Origin of the sequence: Neobacillus sp. C211 (assembly GCF_051842875.1) — a bacterium.
Lineage (GTDB): Bacteria > Bacillota > Bacilli > Bacillales > Cytobacillaceae > Neobacillus.
In genome coordinates this window covers 152245-170025 of the sequence record NZ_JBPXRO010000007.1, presented here as the reverse complement: position 1 = coordinate 170025, position 17781 = coordinate 152245, and the positions used below count along the sequence as shown (strand labels likewise).

At 40.8% G+C, this 17781-nt stretch carries 19 protein-coding genes and 1 riboswitch; of the genes, 3 read left to right on the top strand and 16 right to left on the bottom strand.

Features of this window, described 5'->3' with window-relative positions:
- Positions 1–232 precede the first annotated feature (232 nt).
- From ACSU6B_RS09350 to ACSU6B_RS09300, 11 genes are all read right to left on the bottom strand, one after another.
- Entirely contained in the window at positions 233–1255 is a 1023-nt protein-coding gene (locus tag ACSU6B_RS09350; RefSeq protein ID WP_410884617.1) for an SIS domain-containing protein, read from the bottom strand.
- A gap of 3 nt (positions 1256–1258) precedes the next feature.
- The gene (locus ACSU6B_RS09345; RefSeq protein ID WP_410884615.1) at positions 1259–2272 is read right to left on the bottom strand and encodes an SIS domain-containing protein; all 1014 of its coding nucleotides are present in this window, start codon (positions 2270–2272) and stop codon (positions 1259–1261) included.
- A gap of 190 nt (positions 2273–2462) precedes the next feature.
- Complete coding sequence (locus ACSU6B_RS09340; protein WP_410884613.1) at positions 2463–3428, bottom strand: SIS domain-containing protein; 966 nt, start codon at positions 3426–3428, stop codon at positions 2463–2465.
- Between the two features lie 13 nt (positions 3429–3441).
- Entirely contained in the window at positions 3442–4665 is a 1224-nt protein-coding gene (locus ACSU6B_RS09335) for an MDR family MFS transporter (RefSeq protein ID WP_410884611.1), read from the bottom strand.
- A gap of 60 nt (positions 4666–4725) precedes the next feature.
- Positions 4726–5559, bottom strand: a complete 834-nt coding sequence (locus ACSU6B_RS09330; RefSeq protein WP_410884609.1) for a TIM barrel protein — start codon at positions 5557–5559, stop codon at positions 4726–4728.
- Between the two features lie 198 nt (positions 5560–5757).
- Positions 5758–6660, bottom strand: a complete 903-nt coding sequence (locus tag ACSU6B_RS09325) for a carbohydrate ABC transporter permease (RefSeq protein ID WP_251033365.1) — start codon at positions 6658–6660, stop codon at positions 5758–5760.
- Between the two features lie 5 nt (positions 6661–6665).
- Positions 6666–7553: a carbohydrate ABC transporter permease gene (locus tag ACSU6B_RS09320; RefSeq protein WP_098932649.1), complete on the bottom strand. Its 888-nt coding sequence runs from the start codon at positions 7551–7553 to the stop codon at positions 6666–6668.
- Positions 7554–7665: 112 nt separating this feature from the next.
- The gene (locus ACSU6B_RS09315; protein WP_410884607.1) at positions 7666–8958 is read right to left on the bottom strand and encodes an ABC transporter substrate-binding protein; all 1293 of its coding nucleotides are present in this window, start codon (positions 8956–8958) and stop codon (positions 7666–7668) included.
- 92 nt (positions 8959–9050) lie between these two features.
- Complete coding sequence (locus tag ACSU6B_RS09310; RefSeq protein ID WP_410884605.1) at positions 9051–9893, bottom strand: fructoselysine 6-kinase; 843 nt, start codon at positions 9891–9893, stop codon at positions 9051–9053.
- Positions 9894–9964: 71 nt separating this feature from the next.
- Positions 9965–10702, bottom strand: a complete 738-nt coding sequence (locus tag ACSU6B_RS09305; protein WP_410884603.1) for a GntR family transcriptional regulator — start codon at positions 10700–10702, stop codon at positions 9965–9967.
- Between the two features lie 429 nt (positions 10703–11131).
- Positions 11132–11602 carry a hypothetical protein gene (locus ACSU6B_RS09300; protein ID WP_410884601.1) on the bottom strand — a complete coding sequence of 157 codons (471 nt, stop codon included), beginning with the start codon at positions 11600–11602 and terminating at the stop codon, positions 11132–11134.
- 287 nt (positions 11603–11889) lie between these two features.
- Between ACSU6B_RS09300 and ACSU6B_RS09295 the strand changes: the two genes are divergently transcribed.
- Positions 11890–12066, top strand: a complete 177-nt coding sequence (locus ACSU6B_RS09295) for a hypothetical protein (protein WP_410884599.1) — start codon at positions 11890–11892, stop codon at positions 12064–12066.
- Positions 12067–12298: 232 nt separating this feature from the next.
- On the opposite strand, the gene queF is transcribed toward ACSU6B_RS09295, so the two are convergent.
- Positions 12299–12799, bottom strand: coding sequence for a preQ(1) synthase (gene queF, locus ACSU6B_RS09290; RefSeq protein WP_088089713.1), 501 nt, complete (start codon positions 12797–12799; stop codon positions 12299–12301).
- A 127-nt stretch (positions 12800–12926) separates the two neighbouring features.
- Positions 12927–12973, bottom strand: a riboswitch (PreQ1 riboswitch).
- 292 nt (positions 12974–13265) lie between these two features.
- Here queF and ACSU6B_RS09285 point away from each other — a divergent pair.
- Complete coding sequence (locus tag ACSU6B_RS09285; RefSeq protein ID WP_214998596.1) at positions 13266–14177, top strand: DMT family transporter; 912 nt, start codon at positions 13266–13268, stop codon at positions 14175–14177.
- A 90-nt stretch (positions 14178–14267) separates the two neighbouring features.
- Here ACSU6B_RS09285 and sinI read toward each other — a convergent pair whose 3' ends face one another.
- Together sinI and ACSU6B_RS09275 are read right to left on the bottom strand one after the other, a co-directional pair.
- On the bottom strand, positions 14268–14405 hold the full coding sequence (sinI, locus tag ACSU6B_RS09280) for a DNA-binding anti-repressor SinI (RefSeq protein ID WP_168240876.1): 138 nt from the start codon (positions 14403–14405) through the stop codon (positions 14268–14270).
- A gap of 403 nt (positions 14406–14808) precedes the next feature.
- On the bottom strand, positions 14809–15099 hold the full coding sequence (locus tag ACSU6B_RS09275) for a hypothetical protein (RefSeq protein WP_214998594.1): 291 nt from the start codon (positions 15097–15099) through the stop codon (positions 14809–14811).
- Between the two features lie 343 nt (positions 15100–15442).
- On the opposite strand from ACSU6B_RS09275, the gene ACSU6B_RS09270 reads away from it, so the two are divergent.
- Positions 15443–15661 (top strand): spore germination protein, encoded by a 219-nt coding sequence (locus ACSU6B_RS09270; RefSeq protein WP_214998593.1) that lies wholly within the window; start codon positions 15443–15445, stop codon positions 15659–15661.
- Positions 15662–15827: 166 nt separating this feature from the next.
- Here ACSU6B_RS09270 and ACSU6B_RS09265 read toward each other — a convergent pair whose 3' ends face one another.
- Positions 15828–16073, bottom strand: coding sequence for a hypothetical protein (locus ACSU6B_RS09265; RefSeq protein ID WP_214717909.1), 246 nt, complete (start codon positions 16071–16073; stop codon positions 15828–15830).
- Between the two features lie 226 nt (positions 16074–16299).
- Positions 16300–17655, bottom strand: coding sequence for a C40 family peptidase (locus tag ACSU6B_RS09260; protein ID WP_410884596.1), 1356 nt, complete (start codon positions 17653–17655; stop codon positions 16300–16302).
- Positions 17656–17781 lie beyond the last annotated feature (126 nt).

Here is a 17781-nt window from a genome sequence, read left to right as displayed (position 1 = left end):
CTTTATAAAAGGGAAGTTCCAAAATGATCAACCCTCAATTTTGATAATCGGTTTACTTTTAGGATCTAACCATTTAATTACCTTCAATAGATCATTTTCAGAGATAGCCGTGCATCCCAATGTATAACGAGTGTTAATTATAAACTAACATTAACACAGTATTTATTATGATTTAAACAGAAAAAAGCAGCCCTCACTAAAGTGAGGGCCGTATCACAAAACAATTATTCTATCAAAATGGCACTTTTTTATAGTATCTCCTGGTTGTCAGCGGGTGGTCCCTTTGTTGTTCCAAATGACAGCTGACTCTCTCAAGGAAAGCCGCGCAGACAATCGGTGAGACAAGACTTCTTAACCCTTCAGAAATACCAGCTAATTCATAATCCTTTGTATCAAAAACCGTTAATTCCTTCGTGTAATGCTCAGCAAAGCGCTCGACTCTCTCTGTGAGCGGACGGGATTTATCCTCCCCTTTTAGTAGAATAACACTCGTATTTTCCTCCACTAATTCCAATGTACCGTGGAAGAAATCGGACGCATGTACCGGCCGTGTTTTAATCCATTGCATTTCTTCTAAAATACACATGCCATAATAATAGGTTTGACCCCAATCGATACCTGTCCCCGTAAGGATATGGTATGGGGTCTCCTTATGTTTTCGGGCAAACTCGGCAGCCCTAGGTTCAACTACTTCCTTTACTTTTAGAAGTGCACTTGGTAAATGCATCATTTCCTCGACAAATTGTTGATATTGCGGGAATTCATTTCGCTTGTACATCAAGCGGAACGCTAGTAAATAGGACTGGATATAAAACGATTCACAGGAGGTATCATCTGCCGCATAATTGACAAAGGTATAATCGGTTAAATTCGCTAGCGGTGTAGCAGCATGACCCACTAAGCTAATCGTTGTCGCACCTTTTTCCTTACAGAACGCCGCCGCCTCGACGGTTTCTTTGGTGGTTCCAGACAAAGAAGGCAAAATAACTAATGAATGTTCATCTAGATGTTGATGGTCCATCAACATTAATTCCGGAGCGATTTCCGTAAAAACGGGTAAAGTGGAATGAGTTTTTAAAATATATTCAGCCGGGTACATGAGAATGGCTGCTCCGCCAGTACCGACAAAGAATACATTTTTCAAACCTTTTTCCATCACCGAATCTATCGCCTGATCAAATTCATCCTTAAGAGACAGTGCTCCATTTTGGATGGCTAAATATCTTTTCACATCAAAGTTAAACAAACATCCCACCTCCTAATAGGCCATTTTACGGTAATATCTGCGAATCTCTAACGGATGATTTCTTTCCCTTTCAAGGTAAACGCTGATTCTGCCTGTTAGTGCCCAGTTAAGGCATACGGCAAAGTGCTTTCTGAATTCGTCACTAATCCCTTCCAATGGATAATCCTTTGTATCTAAAATGAACAATTCCTTTGTGATATTTTCTGCAAATCTTTCCACACGTTCCACCAATGGGCGAGTTTCATCTTCGCCTTTAAATAGAATGACACTTGTGTCTTCCTCAACCAGCTCCAGCGTTCCGTGGAAGAATTCAGCAGCATGGATGGATTTGGACTTAATCCATTGCATTTCCTCTAAGATACACATGGCGTAGGAATATGTATTCCCCCAAAGGTTCCCCGCCCCAACCAGCATATGGTAATCTGTATTTTTGTGCTTAATAGCGAACTGCTCAGCACGGGCATCGAAATCCTCGAGTGCATGAACGATACCTTGTGGTAAAAGGGCAATTTCTTTGGCAAACTGATCATATTGCAGAAATTCATCATTGTTATGAATAAAACGGAAAGTAAGCAATTGCAAATGAATAAAGAACGTGTCAAAGGAATGCTTTTCATGACCAGTTGAGATGCAATAATCAACGGCTTCAGCCAATGGAGTGCCAAGTTCAGCCACTAAACCGATCGTTGTTGCCCCCTTGCTCTTACAGAACTCAGCAGCAGCGACGGTTTCTTTTGTTGTTCCAGTAACAGAAGCAAAGATACAAACCGAATCCTTTGTCAGGTGGCGATTATTCATTACAAGCAGTTCAGCTGCAATCTCAGCATGAACCTCCAGCGATGAATTGGACTTTAAGATATACTCATATGGATACATCATCGCAATCGTCCCACCAGAACCGATCAGGAAAATATTCTTAAAACCTTTAGCCGAAATTCCATCCACCACACGTTCAATCTCTTCTCTCTTCGCAAGCGCCTCTTGCCCAACTAGCTGTAAATATAAATCAGCATCAAATTTCAACATCCAACATTACCTCCAAATTTAAATTAGAATTTTTGGGACTACAAATTTATATAGAAACATTTGGTGCCTGACACCATTCATGGACATTTGTCCCCACGTCGCGAACAATAAGGGCCATCCCTCAACTGTCCACCCACAGCGGACAAATAGCCTAAGTGTCTTTCTTTGGTGCCTGACACCAACAATTTCATTAGTAAGGTACTTTCCACATGTATCTTCTGGTGGATAGTGGGTGGTTGCGGGCTTCGGCTAGTTCTTCGGCGTATTGGCGCAGGACTGCTTGTATTACGAGTGGGGCGATGTAGCCTTTGACGCTTTCGGCCACGCCTGTTAGGTCAAATTCCTTTGCATCAAGGACTACCACCCTTTCCCCATATTGTTGGGTGAATTCCAATGAACGTTCTTCTAATGGACGAGTCTCGTCTAAACCTAACAGCTGAATCACTGGAACGTCTTTATCCAAAACTTCAAATGGCCCATGGAAATACTCCCCGGCATGGAGGGCGTGCGAATGAATCCACTGCATTTCCATCAGCAGGCAAATCGAGAACCAATAGGCAATCCCATAATTGGCTCCGCTCGCCATGGTGTAAATCACTTTTTCATCCTTATAGGAATTAGCAAATTCCTTGGCCGAAGCTAAATACTTTGCTTTCTCCTGTGCAAGTATTGGGTCTAGGTTCTCTAAGGAGGCAACGACCTCTGAAAACCTTTCATTTCCTTCTTTGATAGCCAGAAGTCCAAAAACAAGCTCCAACATCACAGCCTGCGCCTCGTTTACAAACTTCGCTTCTTTCCCATCTTCATAAACAATGACATATTCAGATACTTGGGCAAGCGGTGATTCCGCATCAAAGGTTAGCGAAACAGTAATCGCACCTTTTTCCCGTGCGAAGCGGGCTGCCTCGACCGTCTCTGGCGTTTTTCCATAGTGCGAGCACGAAATCACCAACGATTTCTCATTGAGTTTCCGTGGGTTACGGTGCACAAACTCATTGGAACTATATAGGTCAGAATCAATGGTGTCACTTTCACGGTCTAACACGTATTTACTCGCATACATAAGGGAAGAAGAGCCCCCGCAACCTACGAAATAGACACGATCAATCGCCCGTTCTTTAAAAACTTCCAAAGCCTTTTGTACGTCAGCTAACATTTGTCATCCTCCTTTATTTATGGACTTTTACGGTTGAAATTTCTTTTTGCGTATATTGGAGCCTTTGATATGTACCAAAACAAATCAAGGCAAAGCCACAGATAAAAATACAAGAATACAGCAACACCAAGGACCCAAACCCATCGTATAGCAGCCCGCCCAGAAAAGGGCCGATGGTTCTGCCCACATTAGCTGCACCACTCACTAAACCTTGATACATACCTCTTCTATTGAGGGGTGCCAGTCGATCCGCAATCGCTGGCACGGCCGGAAAAATAAGAATTTCTCCGATTGTCATAATCACCATCGCCGTTACAAACCCGCCATACGACTGGCTGTGTGACAGAAGGGCGAAGGTTAACATAAAGAAGATCACACCGGATAGTAGCTGCCACTTCACCGGACGCTTCAGTCGGGCCATGAACCACTGGATCAAAGGCTGCCCTAACAAGATCAGTAAACCGTTGATTGTCCACAAAGCACTATATGCTGACAGCGGAAATCCTAACTGGTGCATATAGTTAGAAATACTCGTTTGCCATTGGATATACGTAACCCAACAAAACATAAACCCTAAACAAAGAATGAATAACGAATGGAAGCTTTGCTTCGTAGGACGCACTTCTTTTTTTGGCGTCAGGGCCGCATCCTCTTTTACAGTTGCTTCATAAACGGGTTCCCTCTCATCAAGAGCAAACCAAACAATGAAAATAAACAGGAGATAGGTTAACCCATTGACCCAGAAGACGTATCGAAACGAATACTGGGCCACGATTCCCCCTAAAGACGTACCTACCGCGACACCAAAGTTTAGAACAAGGTAAATAAGATTGAAGCTTTTTATGCCGCCTTCCTTCCACACCACCCCTGCAAGAGCATAGATGGGAGGAAAGATTGTACCTATACCTAATCCAAGTAGAACCATCGAAAGAATATAAATCGGCCATGATAGACCAATTGAGATAATGAAAATAAGACTCGCTGATGTTAGAACCGCTAGGAGTAGCGTTCGTTTCCCGCGGATGCGATCATACAAATAGCCGCCAAGAAAACTGCCAATGATTTCAGCTCCCGAATGAAGCATCAACACAAAACCTGCTTCAGATAAGGTTTTCCCCATCCCTTGCGTAATGTAAATCGTATGCAAGGGCCAAAGAAACGCCATCCCTGTTGAATTGACCAACATCGCCAGTAATAAAACTTTTAAACTCCTTGGATAACTCCTCCAAATAGACATAGGATAAAACTCCTTTTATCACTGAACTAGTCACCCGATTCGGAACAATTCCCTCCACTTTTACACAAGAAAGGGTGCAAGACTTCGTAACGATTTTTCAACCGCCTGATTTGGATCTATCAAGTATTGAGAAGAAGTAAACTCCAACGTAAGAGCGCGATTGTAATTGTGGTCACCTAAGGTTTTCATGTATTTTTCCAATGGCAGGCTGCCGTCTCCCCAAGCCAAGTGTCCACCCGGGTCCCCATCAATAAAGTGGATATGGACAAAATCCTCGCGTAATTCTTCAAAGTAGCTGGCTAGCGCTTCTCCTTCAACCGCAAGCGGAATGGTATCGACCATTCCCTTCAGAGCAGGTGAACGGATGGAATCGAGCATTTCTTTTAGATCAGGCAAAGTATTAATCAGATTGGACTCAATTTTTTGTAATGGCTCCAAGGCCAGAACGGTTCCTTGTTTCTCCGCATAGGCGGTAAGCTGCTCTAATGAATCTTGGGTCCGGCTCCAGGCTTCCCGTCTGCTTTCATTGCGGTACCCCCACCCGGCCGTTACTAATACCATCGGGGCTTCTAATTCAAGCGCGGCATCGATTGACTTTTTAAAGTAAGCCACACTTCTTTCACGAATCGCTGACTCCTTTGCCGCAAGATTAATAGGGTACATACACTGTTCAGGTGTAAAGCAAACGACCTCGAGGTCACGCCGGACAATCTCTTTCTTAATGGCGCGGATTGCAGTTAACGATAAATCCTCCACATATAGGTGCGGTGCGGTACCCCACAGTTCAATTTTTTCAAACTCATACTTCACCATCGCATCTAAAAAATAGTCCAGTGGATAGTGCAGGTAGTGAAAATTCATCCCAGTAATTTGTGACCGTTTGATTTTTCCCATCCAATCCCTCCAACGTAGAAAGTTCGTTAACATCCTAATTTTCACCAAAATAACCATTTGGTATATACCATTTAAACCAATCGTACAAAATCCAAGTAATATGAAAGCGAATAGGAAAGGCCAATCAACCTTCCTATTCTGTTCCATCACTTTTCAAAAAATCCATCCATTCAACACAGGAATGACTGGTAAGGAAGATTACCCTTTCACACTGCCAGCAGACAGTCCGCGAACAAATTGCTTTTGGAAAACGATATAAGCAATAATCATTGGCAGCGCTGAAATGGCCAATCCTGCCAATTGAATCCCAAAGTTTGTATTCAACTGGCTTCGCAAATTCATCAGCCCAACTGGAATGGTCCTCAGTGCTGAATCTTCTACAAATACTAACGCGAACATAAATTCATTCCAGACGTTCATCCCTGTTAATAAGGCACACGAGGCAATGATCGGTTTACCCATCGGAACAATAATATGCCAATACACCTGCCAAATATTACACCCATCAATAATGGCTGACTCCTCAAGCTCTTTAGAGATGGATAGAAAATAGGACCGCATTAAGAAAATCGCAAACGGCAATTGAAACGCAACATACGGAAGGATTAACGCCCAGTAGGTGTTGTAAAGTCCAACCGCCTGCAGCAATTTGTACAGTGGAATTAAGCTGACCTGCGGTGCCAGCATCAAACCACTTAGGATAAGCAGCAGAAAAATGTTCTGCCCCTTAAACTGAAAACGGCTTAACCCAAAGGCCGCCATCGACCCAAGCAGTAACACCGATACGACGGAAGTGACTGTTATGAACACACTGTTTAGGAAAAATTGACCAATCCCTGCATCCCATGCTGCCTGATAATTTCCCCACAGCCATTCCTCTGGCAACGACCAGGTATTCAAGAAGAAATCTGCATTTGATTTTAATCCACTCAGGCCAAGCCAAATAATTGGATAGATGATCACCAATGAAAAGATCCCAAACCACACAAGAACAGCAGATTGGAAAATTCGATCCTTGACCTTCCTGACGGTAAGCTTTGTACTTCCTGTCCCGATTTCTTTCATTTCATTTGTTTTTACTACTGGCGGATTATTTTCCATCGCCCTTACGCCTCCTGTCCTGATTTGCCTATTTTCAGTTGAATTAAGGAGAGGGTTAGGGTTATGACAAAGATAATTGTCCCAATCGTGGATGCATAGCCCATTTCATCATTTCGGAATGCAGCCCGATAAAGCATCGTGCCTAAAACCTCGGTTGAACGGCCAGGTCCCCCATTGGTCATCACATACACCTCATCAAAAACCTTGAAGGCACCGATAACCGTAATCACCGTACCGACAAGAATCATTTCCTTCATTTGTGGCAAGGTGATATAAATGAACGTCTTTATCTTAGAAGCGCCATCAATCATTGACGCTTCATAATATTCAAAAGGAATTTTTTGCATGGCAAGCAAGAAAAGCATCGTCATATAACCGGTATACTGCCATTGTGAAACAGCTACAACCGCATAAATCGCCGTCTTACTGTCACCCAGCCAAGATAAGGCCCATTCTGATTGACCGATCGCTTTTAACACCCCGTTCACTAAACCAACTTCTGGATTATAAAGCAGCTGCCATAACAACCCAACAACAGCAATCGAAATAACGGAAGGGATAAAAAAGACGGTCCGGAAAAAGGGCTGAAATCTTCTAATCAATTTATCTTCTAAAACCGCGGCAATAATTAAGCCCAAACCTACCTGAAAAACTAACGAAATAACCGCGTATAGAGAATTATTTTTCAATGCAGTGAAAAAGATTGGATCCTTGAAAAGTCTGCCATAATACTCTAAGCCAACAAATACTCTTCCAGCCTCAAAGGAATTCCACCGAAACAAACTGTTATAAAGATTTAATACGATCGGTAAAAATACAAAAAACAGGATGAAAAGGAGCGCTGGCATAATAAATAGTATAGCGGTTCGACTGCTTCGAAATGTTTTTGTCATCCCCAACTCCTCCTAGGAGGGGGTAAGCATTTCCCTGCCTACCCTTTCTCAATAATTAAATGTATCGTGTCTTAACTTTGAAAACTGTCTAGCTGTGGCACTTTCGCTTTTCTTATTCCACTTCACTTTGCACTTGCTTAGCTACTTCCTGAACTTCATTGATAATTTGTTCTGGGGTTTTTGACCCGTCAAGCAACAGCTGGATATTGGATAAATACACATCTGCTACCTTGGCATGGACGTCTGTGTCGAGCCATTCGGCCATACCTTCCGCCTTCTTCATGTAATCCACACCTTCAGCTACTTCCTTCAGAGCCGTATCCGGGTTAGTGGCCCCATCAATCGGACTTGGCCAGCCAATTTGCTTCACAAGCTTCAAGGCATTTTCTTTACTTGTTAAGAACTTCAAGAATTTAATCGCTTCTTTCGGATGCTTGGTTTTCGAAGAAACGATAAATCCATCCGGTGCACCAGTAATGAAACTTTGACTGCCCTTCCCCTCTGCAATGGACGGCATAGGGAAGAAGCCCCAGTTTCCTTTCATATTATTCTCGACCGTTTGGAACTCTTCTAATTCCACATAGAAGATCGCTCCCTTACCAGCTGCAAATAATTGTTGTCCCATATCATGGGAACTAGAATTAACATTCTTCATAAAATAACCCTTTTTATTCAAATCTACTAACATTTGCATCGCCTTCACATAGCCAGGATCGGTGAACTCTCCTGATTTAGGATTATAGTCTTTCATTCTCACATCCTGTGCGACCATCTTTTGGTTTAGACCTGTTAAGTAATGGATCGCTGCCCATGGGCTTTGGTTTCCGAGAATGATCGGTGTTTCTCCGCCCTTTTTCAGGGTTTCCAACACTTGTAAAAATTCATCCCATGTAGTCGGTGCCTGCAGTTGATATTTATCAAAAATCTTCTTGTTGTAAACAAAGAATTTTCCATTGAAGCGAAGAGGAATGCCATAATTTTTTTCGTTGGATGTGAAAGGTTGAAGGGATGCCGGAATAAAACTGTCCTTCCAAGCGGTATCTTCATTTAAATATGGAGTCAAATCTAAGGCTGCATCAGCACGAACGAATTTTCTGGCAAATTCACCTGACCATGAAAACATAATGTCTGGAACTTCGTTACCGCCTAAAATAACACGGAGTTTGTCTTTAATCGGTTCATCTGCAACCGCTTCCATTTTAATCTTGATATCTGGATTTTCTTTTTCAAATGCTTTGACTACTTCTTCAAAATAAGGAGCGTATTCTGGCTGCGGCCACTTATGCAAAAATTTTAATACGACTTTCCCTGAATCCTCATTGGTAGAAGAAGAGCTAGAACATCCCGTCAGGACGAGCGCGAACACCAACAGTCCTGCTATTAAAACGTTTATTTTCCTTCTCATTTCATTAACCCCCTAATTTTTTTAAAAGATCAACCAGTTAAAATCCTTTCACCCCCTAACCTTTTATCCTTATTTCAATCCCTTTTAGGAGATTAAAAGGGAATCCCAAAACCAAATGCCCCATCAACCAGACATGTTTGTGCCGCAAATTTCGCCCCTTCTTCCAAACTATTTTTCAGGAGGACTGCTTCCTGCACATCAGGATTTGCCTTCTTTTCAGAAAGATAATGTAAGATAAAGGCGGTAAAAAAGGAATCTCCTGCTCCAAGCGTATCAACCGGTTGCACAAAATGCGGTTCTTGTCGGTAAAACGATTGGCCGTCATAGATCATCGAGCCGCGTGAACCCATCGTGCCCAAAACTAATTGACTCCCAAACGAATGGACACGCTTTAATAGATTCTTAACTTCCTCGTCGGCCAATTGCCCGCAACTTAGTAAACTGATATCAATATGCTGGCAATTTCTCTCGAGCAACGCATCGGTATAATCACTTGAAAAATCATAGGATACCAGGATTCCGGAATCTTTTAACTTTTGTAACTCTGAATCCATATCACTGTAGATGCTGCTATGGGCAATATCGAAGCTTTTAATATAGGCCAAGTCTTCTGCGCTTAGGATAACGGGATGATCGCTTTGAACACCGCCCCCATTCCCGCCAATAAACACTCGGTCACCATCCACTAAATCAACCGCGGCAAATCCATTCTCTCCCTCATGCTGGCGGCAATGAGAAATATCTATTTCCAAGCTTTTTAAGGTAGTAATAATATGCTCTGCAGCCCTATCGTTGCCGAACACTCCAAGATAGGCCGATTCAACCCCTAACTGCTTAGCGTAGACACTGAAATTCAAAGCATTTCCACCTGGATACATCGTTTTCTTATAAACATATTTATCAACCACATTATCGCCAATGCCGATTACCTTCATGAAAAAAACCTCCAATTACCACCAAATGGTATATACCATTTGGTTTATTTTTTAAGCTGAAATAATTTTCCTCATTTCAGCTTTAATTCCGAATAAAATTTGACAATGTCACTTCTTGTTAATGAACTAGAGAATTCAATTTCCTTTTCATTTTTATCAAAAGCAACGGATTCTTGTAAGATGCACGGACTCTCAGAACGTATTTTTAACAGCTTGCTCTCACCTTCATCCGACACGGTCACCTGCATGTACTCTTTTGCCATGACAAGGACAATTCCGTACTCTCTTTCTAAAATTTCATACAACGAATCATTTTCCGTAATAATTTCATCAAGCCTTGGGCAAAGCTTCTCTGGCAGGAACGATTCCTCAATCGAGATCGGTGTCTCATTAACAAGCCGAAGCCGTTTAATAGCAGTCATCACTTCCCCCGAGGGAAGCTTTAATTTTTGCGCTAAATGAGCGTGGGCTTCCATTTTACGAATGGACAGGATTTGTGTACTCGGAATCAATCCTTTACTCAACATGTTTTTGGTAAAACTGTTAAAGGTAACAAAATCCATCTCAATTTTACTTTGATTGATAAAGGTACCCGCTCCTACACGCCGTTCTACCACACCTTCCCTTTCCAGGATCGACAGGGTGTGTCTTGCGGTCATACGGCTAATTTGAAACTGCTCTGCCAATTCCCTTTCCGAAGGAAGTTTATCACCGTGCTTAAGTTTCCCACTATCAATCTCCTCAAGAATTTTATTCCTTAATTGTTTGTAAAATGGAGTTGCCTCTTCATCTCTTATCATTCTACTCATCTCTAATTTCTCCCATTTATGCAGATATTCAATACCATACATAAAGGATATAGTATTTCTACTTCTTTTGTAAATTTTTGTTTTACGGTGGTATATACCATTAAGAATAGAGTTAAGATAATCTTTTTGGAAGTTTGAAAATAGGTAATTTGTAAGCGCTTTAAATGTAATGTATCAGAATACTTAATTAATTTTAGGATAATCCATATCTTTAACCTTGTCAACCGAAGAAATTTCTACAAAATCAGCTATGAGAATACTAATTAAACGTTTGATTAGTTTCACCTTAAGCCTTATCAAGGCTAGGTTTCCCTCTCCAATTGCGCAAGTATATTGTCGAGGATTGTCCAGCTATTTCACCGAATATACCTAAGGCATGTCCCTTGAGCATTGAAATAGAGAGCATGAATCACCTCTCTTTGATCTAAATTACTGATTATAATCCCACATAATCCTCCACTCACCTTTTTCTTTTACTACAAAGACCTCTTGCTTTAAATCAAAATTTCCATATTTCCCTTTATAGGTTTGGGTGACAGGAACCTTGTATACATCTTTAAGCAAAGGTCCAGTTTTAGACATCTTCCACTTTTTCACTTCTTCCGGCTTGCCGATTGTGTGGGTGAAGGTTTCCACCCCAAAATGGTTCATAAACACATGGGCACGATCCTGGATGTAGTTTCCTTTAGTGAACTTTTCCTTCATAGCAGAATGAAATAGATTCCATGAATTCGCGAAATCACCGTCAGCTTCATACCTATAAAACTCGTCGACCATTTCCTTAGCCTGATTGCTAGGAGAAAAGAAAGCAAACTTCATTGCCAGAAAAATTGTTAAGCTACTAACAATCAAAACGATCCCAATAATCATACCTTTGGAAGGTCCATATTTTTTAGCCATAGTTATCTCCTTATGTTCCAAGCTTTATATAAAAATATGTCTCACCATGTCCAAATAGTATTTTGAATTGATTTGGATGTGTAAAATCTCCCCTGCTCCTTCCCTTAATAACTTCTGTTGAAATCGCTCAGCAGGGTGTCAGGCACCAGAATTATAAATTTTATTCATTAGACTAGATATATTAAAACCACCAATTCCCACTAATAACACCAAGCTTTCTTTTCTCCCACCTTTAATATTATAGTCACGAGAAAATTGGCAATGATAGTAAAGGAGGTGAAAAAAAGATGACAAACGACCCGAATCTTCGTGGAAATATGATCGATAACGAATGGAATAGTGAAGATGTTCAAAATGAAATCATGTTCAGCGGAATAATCGACGATGAATGGCTTGAAAACAGACGAACAGATGATGAAGACTATGACTATCAAGATGATGACCATAACGATTACGTATGGTAACCCAGCTCAAAAAGCCACGGAAAGGTTCCGTGGCTTTTTAACAAACTTAAAAACCGCTTACTGGCAATAAGTGACATTTACTGGCGGATAAGCTACTTTTACTGGCGGATATGCCTCTTTACTAGCGGATAAGAACATGTTACTGTCCAAGATGTATTAAAACTCCATAAGTCTCCTCTACATCAGATCGCAACCACAATACAAATAAGGCCGGAATCCCGGCATCATTTTTCTAACGATTATCCACTTTCTCCGGATAAAGATCATGGTTCATCAAACGGAAATTTGCCATCTCTTCGTACTTTGTTCCCGGCTTTCCATAGTTACACCATGGATCAATCGAAATCCCGCCGCGTGGAGTAAACTTTCCCCAAACTTCAATGTATCTTGGGTCAAGCAGCTTAATTAAATCATTCATGATGATATTCACACAATCCTCATGGAAATCTCCATGATTCCTGAAACTGAAAAGATATAACTTCAATGACTTACTCTCAACAATCTTTTGATCCGGTACATACGAAATATACATCGTCGCAAAATCCGGCTGGCGCGTCAACGGACATAAACTAGTAAACTCCGGGCAATTAAATTTTACAAAATAATCACGATCCGGATGAAGATTATCGACCGCCTCCAATACCTCTGGAGCATATTCAAATGAATAGGTAGTCCCTTGATTACCTAATAAAGTTAAATCCTTTAAACCTTCTTCATGGCTTCTGCCAGACATACAAAAACCCCCTTGTAATCTGTCCCGACACTTCACTAGAGTAGAGTTTCCCGCAGCAGCTCTATTTTTCAAACTAAAAGGATCCCACAAAAAAGCCACGTCCAGTATGGACATGGCTGATCGTCATGTATCCATAGTTTTTTATAGAGGGTATCAGCTATGAACCTCTCCCGCAAGTACGGGCATTCTCTTCTTCATATCATATAGAACACCACAACATTCGTCAATGGCAGATCAAGGCAATTTCACAACCTCTTTTTTTAAAAAGGAACCCATCATAGTGACTGAACAAAAGCTGTCCCTTGACCTCGCCTTCCCGTTTTTTTATTAGTCCTCTCGCCAAGGTGAATTTTTGCAGCGCTGGTGCCTGACACCATGTGATATAATAAAAAATATTTGCCCGACTTTCGGGTTTCGAAATTCTTATTTTATGAAAAAGTCCTGTTACAAGGCATAGGGGGATATGATGAAACAACAAGAAGTAGGATCACGATCGATTGGGCTGCCGCTGACCATTTCAATCATTGCCATCTCATTTTCGGCTATATTTGTCAAATGGTCAGACGCACCTGCCTCGATTTTGAGTATGTACCGGATGTGGTTTGCTAGTATCTTAATGGTTCCCATCGTCTGGAAAAAACGCAGTGAATTTAATAATATCATGAAAAAAGATTGGTTCTTTTTATTTTTTTCAGGCTTCTTTTTAGCCTTGCACTTTGTCCTTTGGTTCGGGTCCTTGAAATTAACAACCGTCGCAAGCTCGACCATCATCCTTGCCTTGCAGCCGATAGTCTCATTGCTTGGAGGCTTTCTCCTATTCAAGGAGCGAACCACCCTGTCCGCATTGATGACCATGGGTATTGCCATTATCGGAGCGATGATGATTGGCTGGGGGGATTTCGGTTTAAGTAAGGATGCAATCATGGGGGACCTGCTGTCGTTTTTCAGTGTCATCTCAGTAGTTGGCTACTTATTAATTGGTCAGACGATCGTCAAAAAGGTATCACATTGGCTTTATAGCTTTTGCGTATTTTTCTCTGCTTCGATTATTCTTACCATCTATAACCTCTCAACAGGAGTTTCCTTAACTGGATATCCTGCCAAGGAATGGGGCATCTTCTTGTTACTCGCCACCGTTCCAACGGTCAGTCATGTGATTAATAACTGGCTCTTAAACTACGTCAATGCGACAACGATCTCGATGAGTATTCTAGGTGAACCCGTCGGTGCCACCATTCTAGCGGTCCTCTTATTAAATGAACATCTCGTCAGCTGGCAAATTGTCGGCGGCCTGCTTGTCCTGCTCGGTGTCTTCTTCTTTTTAAGCCAGCAGCAAAAACCACTGCCACAAGCGGTAAAAGAAGGGACTTTTAATTAGCCATTAAGAGAACAATAGTACAGAAAAAAGGGGCTAAGATTAGTCCCTTTTTTGAATACATATAGCTGGTGATCAATCACATTGAAATGTTCATTTCATACCTTTTACCTCATTCTTTTTTAGAAAACTCTTAATTGATTCTACTGATAATCCAAGTTCTTTTGCTTCCAAAATTAGTACAAACCATTCATTATCGATAACCGCAACTTCACTTTCTGAAACATTCATATTCTTCCTCCTAAAATGCTCTCCGTTCTCAATTATCCATTTATCTATTAAATAGTCTCTACTGCTCAATATAAGCTATTATATCTAGTACTTTTATAACAGTGTGTTGGATTCTGTCGCATTTATAAAATTTTCCCAACTATTATCTGCTGAATTCATCTAAATTATTACAAATTACTACACTATCCTTCTTAGAAATTATGATAACCAAATCTTGAACATACGAAAAAGGGCGGCTTACAAAAGACATGTATATGCCTCTTGAAGCCGCCCCTTAGAAGAACTTATTTACCTGAGCTTCCTTTCGGGATCGTCGGTAGCCGTACCTCTAGTCGTATTTCCTGCGATCCACACTTTCAGCAGGTCAATTGAACCTTCTGCCTATCAACGATTTTCCCAATTTTCACAGCTTCCAAGTTGGGAAATCCGTTTCTTTTTGTTTTTCATACTCTTTCATTCTTGAGTAAGAGTTTGATAGTTTTGATAAAATGTATCCTTGAGGGCTTGGTGTTTTGACTTGTTTGCTTAACTCTTGAATTTTTATATTCGTAAACATGTTAGACACTTGAGCTAAATTTTCAATCGTGTCCATTAATTCAGGGTTATCATTGTAATTGCTTTTCGCGATATAGTAAATATAATCAAGTTTGTTCCTTATGTGCTTTAGCGTCTCGAGATCAAATTGTTCAGTCATTACATCACCCCTTATCTTAAAGCATATGGAACAAAAGGTGATTTGGAACAAAATCCAAAAATAAATTTTAGTGGCAAAAAAATAAAGGGTAGCAACTTAAATGGAAATCAATGAGATCCACATATCGGATGGCATTAAATGAGTTTGAACTTAAAATAGAAAAGCAGAAGTGGAACCCTAAGGTTAACTTCTGCTTTTTGATGTTAAGTTAAGCTGTGACTTTTGCTTTTTCGTGATCTGGACCTTTTACTGGGTTCGTAATCCTATCTGCAGTCATTGCTTTCGAACCATTCCCTTTAAGTTGGCATATAGTAAGTTATTAAAATGCAAAGGATGTTCATCTATGTCAGAATTTCCAGTTCCAGTGAAGATTGATACAGTCAGTGGCGGGATTGTTCAATTTGGTAATTCGTTGTTTATTTCTCCAAAAAGCGCCTCCAAGAGTTCACTTGGCTCAGGTGCTTCGAATTCAGGGGTTCATATCACGACTATTACAGGTCAAAGTACAACCACTTCAGTCAATGCGGATCTACTTGACCAACCCATCGTTCAGGATAACTAACCAGGTTTTTACGGGGATAGGCTGGGGGGTTCTAAAGTATCATGACCCGCAGAAATTCTAATCAAAGCAAAAAGACGACTCGGAAGCCCGAATCGTCTTTCTTTAAATAGAACCGTTAAGCACTTACTTTTGCTTTGTCGTGATCCGTTTCTATTTTGCCAGCTGCTTAACAACTGAGATCGTTTATTTCAGAATCTGGTGAGAAAATCCCACCGAGATATTCGGCGTGTTCGAGATATTGTTGCACAAAGTCTTTCAATGTCATCGGGATCCCCGTATCTTCTAACCAATAATCATAACTAATCGCTAAAGTCTTTTTGATCATGTCATTTTCTAGCCAGTTAGGGGCTAATTTATGCTCAAGACCGGCAAGGACATTAGCAATTTCTTGAATTGTGGTTATGTTTATCACCTTCTTCGAAAAAAGTTATATCTCCTTTTTCTAGTATATGTGATTATCGGCAAAAAAAATTCTAAAACCATTCCATTTCTTATAGTTCACAGTCGGTGTCACATTCCTTCTATTTCTCACCGAGTTCGATCGCTTAGACGTAAAATTATATAACTGAAACAGGTTGATCTATACCAAACAGGCTTGGAGTTTTCCTCCAAGCCTGTTTTTTCTATTCATTTATACTTTAATGCAATACTCTTGCTGCAGTTGTAAACTTAGCCGGATTATATGTAGAAATTTTCACAACATCACCCGTTTGCGGGGCATGTATATATTTCCCGCCTCCAATATATATGCCGACATGGTAGGCAGGGTTACCCCTAAATACCAAATCACCTTTCTGTACATCATCCGGAGAAATTCTGGTTCCTACATCTTGTTGGTCACGGGATACCCTTGGAAGACTAATACCAACATATCGGTACACATATTGAGTGAACCCTGAGCAGTCAAACCCGCTTGGAGATGACCCGCCCCAAACGTATGGAACACCCAAATATTGTTTAGCTGCTGCTATTAACGTATTTGCCTCGTCAGAGTTAGTTGCTTGAATTGTCGGCGAACTGGAAGCTGATGGGCTCTTTACCGAAGACTGTGGTGCCTGTTGTCTCGGCCTTTTTGGTGCTTCTTGCTGTACTTCTTCTGATGCTTGTTGCCGTACCTCTTCTTGTGCTTGTTGCTGTACCTCTTCTTGTGCTTGTTGCCGTACCTCTTCTTGTACTTGTTGCTGTGCCTCTTCTTGTGCTTGTTGCTGCGCCTTTTCTTGTGCTTGTTGCTGCGCCTTTTCTTGTGCTTGTTGCTGCGCCTTTTCTTGTGCTTCTTGCAGTGCCTTTTCTTGTGCTTCTTGGCGTGCTTTATCTTGTGCATTTTTTTGTATTTGTTGTTTAGCTAGTTCCGTTTGCTTTTGCTTTAAGGCGCTTTTTGAATTTGACAATACCTGGTTCAGTTCTACTTTATCAGCTTCAACCTGCTTCTGTTCTGAAGCTAATTCAGCCTGACTCTTTTTTAATTGGGTTAATTCATTTTCAAGCTTTTGCTCTGCGGCATTTAAGGTTTCTTCTTTTTTAGCTAGAGCCTGCATTATATCTGTATTACTTTCAAGAATTTGCATAACGGCAGTAGATCGAGTTAATAACTGTGAAAAATCTTTAGACGAAATGATAAATTCTGCGTAAGTGATAATGGACTGTTTCCCTTGTGCCTGCATGCTTCTTAGTCTGGAAGAATAGTAGTCTTTATTCGTTTCTAAGTCTTTTCTGGCTCTTTCAATTTCAGCCTTTGTGTCTTCCATTTGACCTTGTTGTGCTTTAATATCATCGTTTAATTGTTTGCTTTTTTCCATTCCTATAATGATGCGGTTGTCTAGTTGTTGTATCTTTGTTTCTAGCTCTTCAATTTGTCCTTCGGTCTCGTTGATTTGACCTTTTGTCTCATTGATTTGTCCTTGGGTAACAGGTCGACTTGCAAAAGTAGGGGTTGCTTGCACGATCGTAGTTAAAAGAGCAACCGATAGCGTATATATTAATGTTTTCCGTTTCAAACTATAATCACCTTTTCTAGAGAAAATTATTCCAATTCGTATAACTATAGTTTAAGTTTGTTTGAGAATAATAACAATGGAACTGAGACGAATGTAATAAATTTGTAATGTTATGTAGAATCTTCA

Coding starts and splice junctions, on each gene's coding strand:
- ACSU6B_RS09340 (WP_410884613.1), bottom strand. CDS start 3,428: ATGTTAGCTGACGTACAAAAGGCTTTGGAAGTTTTTAAAGAACGGGCG.
- ACSU6B_RS09275 (WP_214998594.1), bottom strand. CDS start 15,099: ATGACTGAACAATTTGATCTCGAGACGCTAAAGCACATAAGGAACAAA.
- ACSU6B_RS09295 (WP_410884599.1), top strand. CDS start 11,890: ATGACAAACGACCCGAATCTTCGTGGAAATATGATCGATAACGAATGG.
- ACSU6B_RS09300 (WP_410884601.1), bottom strand. CDS start 11,602: ATGGCTAAAAAATATGGACCTTCCAAAGGTATGATTATTGGGATCGTT.
- ACSU6B_RS09345 (WP_410884615.1), bottom strand. CDS start 2,272: ATGTTGAAATTTGATGCTGATTTATATTTACAGCTAGTTGGGCAAGAG.
- queF (WP_088089713.1), bottom strand. CDS start 12,799: ATGTCTGGCAGAAGCCATGAAGAAGGTTTAAAGGATTTAACTTTATTA.
- ACSU6B_RS09305 (WP_410884603.1), bottom strand. CDS start 10,702: ATGAGTAGAATGATAAGAGATGAAGAGGCAACTCCATTTTACAAACAA.
- ACSU6B_RS09285 (WP_214998596.1), top strand. CDS start 13,266: ATGAAACAACAAGAAGTAGGATCACGATCGATTGGGCTGCCGCTGACC.
- ACSU6B_RS09325 (WP_251033365.1), bottom strand. CDS start 6,660: ATGGAAAATAATCCGCCAGTAGTAAAAACAAATGAAATGAAAGAAATC.
- ACSU6B_RS09315 (WP_410884607.1), bottom strand. CDS start 8,958: ATGAGAAGGAAAATAAACGTTTTAATAGCAGGACTGTTGGTGTTCGCG.
- sinI (WP_168240876.1), bottom strand. CDS start 14,405: ATGAATGTTTCAGAAAGTGAAGTTGCGGTTATCGATAATGAATGGTTT.
- ACSU6B_RS09310 (WP_410884605.1), bottom strand. CDS start 9,893: ATGAAGGTAATCGGCATTGGCGATAATGTGGTTGATAAATATGTTTAT.
- ACSU6B_RS09270 (WP_214998593.1), top strand. CDS start 15,443: ATGTCAGAATTTCCAGTTCCAGTGAAGATTGATACAGTCAGTGGCGGG.
- ACSU6B_RS09335 (WP_410884611.1), bottom strand. CDS start 4,665: ATGTCTATTTGGAGGAGTTATCCAAGGAGTTTAAAAGTTTTATTACTG.
- ACSU6B_RS09320 (WP_098932649.1), bottom strand. CDS start 7,553: ATGACAAAAACATTTCGAAGCAGTCGAACCGCTATACTATTTATTATG.
- ACSU6B_RS09330 (WP_410884609.1), bottom strand. CDS start 5,559: ATGGGAAAAATCAAACGGTCACAAATTACTGGGATGAATTTTCACTAC.